Raw genomic sequence first — 3,414 nt, 5'->3', positions numbered from 1 at the left:
GGCAATGCCTTCACCAACGCCAACAAGGCGCTGGACCACTTCATGGCCCACGGCCCGCGGGCCGAGGCGGTGCCCGGCCCGCGTTTGCACTCCGGGCACACGCTGCCGCCGGCCTTGATCGGCGCCGCCGGCCAGGCGCTGCGCCAACACGCCCTGATGCCCGCGCGCGGCTACCTGGGCTGAACCTGTCTAGACAAGCACAAGGAGACTGAACCGATGGCATCCGCAACGCACCGCATCCGCGACATCCAGGCCTTTGCCGTGTCCTTTCCCATCGCACCCGAGAACGCGGTGCAGCTGGGCATGGGCCGGGCGGTGAAGAAGGACGCGGTGGTGGTCAAGGTCACCACCGAGAGCGGTCTGGTGGGCTGGGGCGAATCGCACCACGGCAAGGCCCACACCGCGGTGGCGCAGCTGGTCAACACCACGCTGCGCCAGCTGGCCGTGGGCATGGACGCCACCGACGTGGTGGGTGTGTGGGACCGCATCTACTGGAAGCAGCTGGCCAGCCACGGCGTGGGCGCCGGCTGCGCGATGGCGATGAGCGGCATCGACCTGGCGCTGTGGGACATCCGCGGCAAGGCCGTGGGCTGGCCGCTGTACAAGCTGCTGGGCGGATCGGCCAAGGCGGTGCCGGCTTATGCAGGCGGCGTGTCGCTGGGCTTCCAGGACCCGGCGGCGCTGGTGGACGAGGCTCTGCCGCACATCGAGGCCGGCTACCGCGCCATCAAGCTGCGCGTGGGCGACAGCCCGGCGCGCGACCTGCAGCGGGTCAAGGCGGTGCGGCAGGCCGTGGGCGATGAGGTGACCATCCTGGTGGACGCCAACACCGGCTACGACCTGAACGACGCACGCCAGGCGATGCCCGGCTTCGATGCCCTGGGCGTGGCCTGGCTGGAAGAGCCCTTCGCGCCGCACGACCACCGCAGCTACCGGCTGGCGCGCGGCTTCGGCCGGGTGCCGCTGGCCGCCGGCGAAAACCACTTCACCCGCTATGAGTTCAGCCGCGTGATCGAGGACGGCGACATCACCCTGCTGCAGCCCGACCTGTCCAAGGCCGGCGGCATCACCGAGCTGCTGCGCATCGCGGCCATGGCCTCGGCCTACAAGCTGCCCATCCACCCGCACACCTGCATGACGGGCATCAACATGGCCGCCTCCATCCACTTCCTGGCGGCCATCGACAACGGCGGCTACTTCGAGGGCGACGTGTCCAGGAGCAACCTCTACCGCGACAGCCTGGTGAGCACGCCATTCCAGATCGGCCGCGACGGCTGCGTGCGGCCGCTGGAAGCGCCGGGCATCGGCGTGGAAGTGGACGAAGCCTTCCTCAAGGCCTATCCGCCTGTGGAAGGCCCCGGCTACGTCTGAGCCTTCACGCGCCCCCACGACGGCCGCCGCAGATGCGGCCGCGACCCACCCAACGGAGACACGCATGCAAAGCCACCACCCATTTGCCCGCCGCCGCTTCGGCGTGCTGGCGCTGACCCTGGCCGCCACCTGGTCGGTGCTGCCTGCCGCGGCCCAGGGCCCGGCCGGCGCCACGGCCTACCCGGCCAAGCCCATCCGCATCATCGTGCCGTATCCGCCGGGCGGCTTCAACGACACGCTGGCGCGCACCGTGGGCGCCAAGCTGCAGGCCGCCTGGGGCCAGCCGGTGACGGTGGAGAACAAGCCCGGCGGCGGCACCCTCATCGGCACCGATGCGGCGGCCAAGTCGGCGCCCGATGGCTACACGCTGTTCGTCACGCCCTTTGCCTTCGCGGTCAACCAGGCCATCTTCAAGAAGCTGCCCTACGACCCGGTGAAGGACTTCGCGCCCATCACGCTGGCGGCCAGCACGCCCAACCTGCTGGTGGTGTCTTCGGCGCTGCCGGTCAATTCGGTGGCCGAATTGCTGGCGCTGGCCAAGGCCAAGCCGGGCAGCATCAACTACGCCTCTACCGGCACCGGCTCGTCCAACCACCTGTCGATGGAAAAGTTCAAGCAGATGGCGGGCGTGGACATCACCCACGTGCCCTACAAGGGCAGTGGCCCGGCGGTGACGGACCTGATCGGCGGGCAGGTGGGCGTGATGTTCGACAACATCCCCAACGTGATCCAGCACGTCAAGGCCGGCAAGCTCAAGGCACTGGCCGTGAGCACGCCCAGGCCCACGCCGTATGCGCCCGGCGTGCCCACGGTGGCCGAGGCCGGCGTGCCGGGTTACGAGGTGGACGTGTGGTTCGGCTTTGCGGCGCCGGCCGGCGTGCCGCAGCCCATCCTGGACAAGCTCAATGCCGAGATCGTGAAGGTGCTGCACATGCCCGACGTGAAGGAGAAGTTCGCGGCCCAGGGCGTGGACGCCATCGGCAGCAGCGCGCCGCAGTTCGCGGCCTACCTGAAGGACCAGATGGCTAAATGGAGCAAGGTGGTGCAGGACGCCGGGGTGACCCCCGAATGACCGAAGCGACGACGCGCCGCCGCCCGGTGGTGCTGCTGACCGGCCCGCTGCATGCGCCGGCGCAGCGGCGTATCGCGGAGGTGGCCGAGGTGCTGCTGGTGCCCGACACGCAGCCCGAGACCCTGCGCCGCTGGGTGCGCGAGGCCGAGGTGCTGGTGGTGCGATCGACCCTGCCGCCCGACCTGCTGGACCATGCGCCACGGCTGACGGGCATCGTGCGGCCGGGCGTGGGCGTGGACATGATCCCGGTGGCAGCCGCCACCGCACGCGGCGTTCCGGTGGCCAACGTGCCCGGCAGCAACCGGCAGGCGGTGGCCGAGCATGTGATCACCGCGCTGGGCCTGCTGCTGCGCCGTCAGCACCGCATGGATGCGCTGCTGCGCAGCCAGGGCTGGGCCGCCAGCCGCGCGCTGGCTGAAGGGGCCGGCGAGCTGGCGGGGCAGACGCTGGGCATCGTGGGCGTGGGCAGCATCGGCCTGCGCGTGGCCGAGATCGCGCACCACGGCTATGGCATGCAGGTGTTGGGGTTCCAGCGGCGGCTGCAGGGCCTGCCCGGCTTCGTCGAAGGCTGCGCGCTGGACGAGCTGCTGGCCCGCAGCCGCGGCGTGGTGCTGACCTGCCCGTTGACCGAGGCCACGCGCGGCCTGCTGGATGCGCGCCGCATCGGCCTGATGCGCCGCGATGCGCTGCTGGTCAACGTGTCGCGTGGCGCCATCGTCGATGAAGCGGCGCTGGCGGCCGCGCTGCAGGCCGGCCGCATCGCCGGCGCCGCGCTGGACGTGTTCACCCAACAGCCGCTGCCACCCGATCACCCGCTGCTGGCCTTGCCCCACGTGCTGCTGACGCCGCATGCCGCCGGCCTGACCGACGAGAGCATGGCCGCGATGAGCGAGGGCGCGGCCGACGAGGTGCTGCGCCTGCTGCAGGGGCAGGCGCCGCTGAACCCGGTGAATCGGTAGCGGGCAGGCAGG

Annotated in this window: 4 protein-coding genes; all 4 read left to right on the top strand. The window is 71.0% G+C overall.

All coding sequences use genetic code 11. From position 1 onward, the window contains the following. The coding region (locus tag ABNT58_RS25620; protein WP_348756207.1) for a hypothetical protein at nucleotides 1-183 on the top strand (183 nt) is incomplete at its 5' end. 33 nt (nucleotides 184-216) lie between these two features. Further along, the gene (locus ABNT58_RS25615) at nucleotides 217-1,371 is read left to right on the top strand and encodes a mandelate racemase/muconate lactonizing enzyme family protein (RefSeq protein WP_348756206.1); all 1,155 of its coding nucleotides are present in this window, start codon (nucleotides 217-219) and stop codon (nucleotides 1,369-1,371) included. 64 nt (nucleotides 1,372-1,435) lie between these two features. Continuing rightward, entirely contained in the window at nucleotides 1,436-2,443 is a 1,008-nt protein-coding gene (locus ABNT58_RS25610) for a tripartite tricarboxylate transporter substrate binding protein (protein WP_348756205.1), read from the top strand. Continuing rightward, nucleotides 2,440-3,402 (top strand): NAD(P)-dependent oxidoreductase, encoded by a 963-nt coding sequence (locus ABNT58_RS25605; protein WP_348756204.1) that lies wholly within the window; start codon nucleotides 2,440-2,442, stop codon nucleotides 3,400-3,402. Before ABNT58_RS25610 ends, ABNT58_RS25605 begins: the two co-directional genes overlap by 4 nt. The last annotated feature ends 12 nt before the right edge of the window (nucleotides 3,403-3,414 follow it).

The sequence above is a fragment of the uncultured Aquincola sp. genome, assembly GCF_964001545.1.
Classification (GTDB): Bacteria; Pseudomonadota; Gammaproteobacteria; order Burkholderiales; family Burkholderiaceae_C; genus Aquincola.
Note: the sequence above shows the minus strand (reverse complement) of the source record. Positions and strands in the feature narration are given on the sequence as shown.

Coding starts and splice junctions, on each gene's coding strand:
- ABNT58_RS25615 (WP_348756206.1), top strand. CDS start 217: ATGGCATCCGCAACGCACCGCATCCGCGACATCCAGGCCTTTGCCGTG.
- ABNT58_RS25610 (WP_348756205.1), top strand. CDS start 1,436: ATGCAAAGCCACCACCCATTTGCCCGCCGCCGCTTCGGCGTGCTGGCG.
- ABNT58_RS25605 (WP_348756204.1), top strand. CDS start 2,440: ATGACCGAAGCGACGACGCGCCGCCGCCCGGTGGTGCTGCTGACCGGC.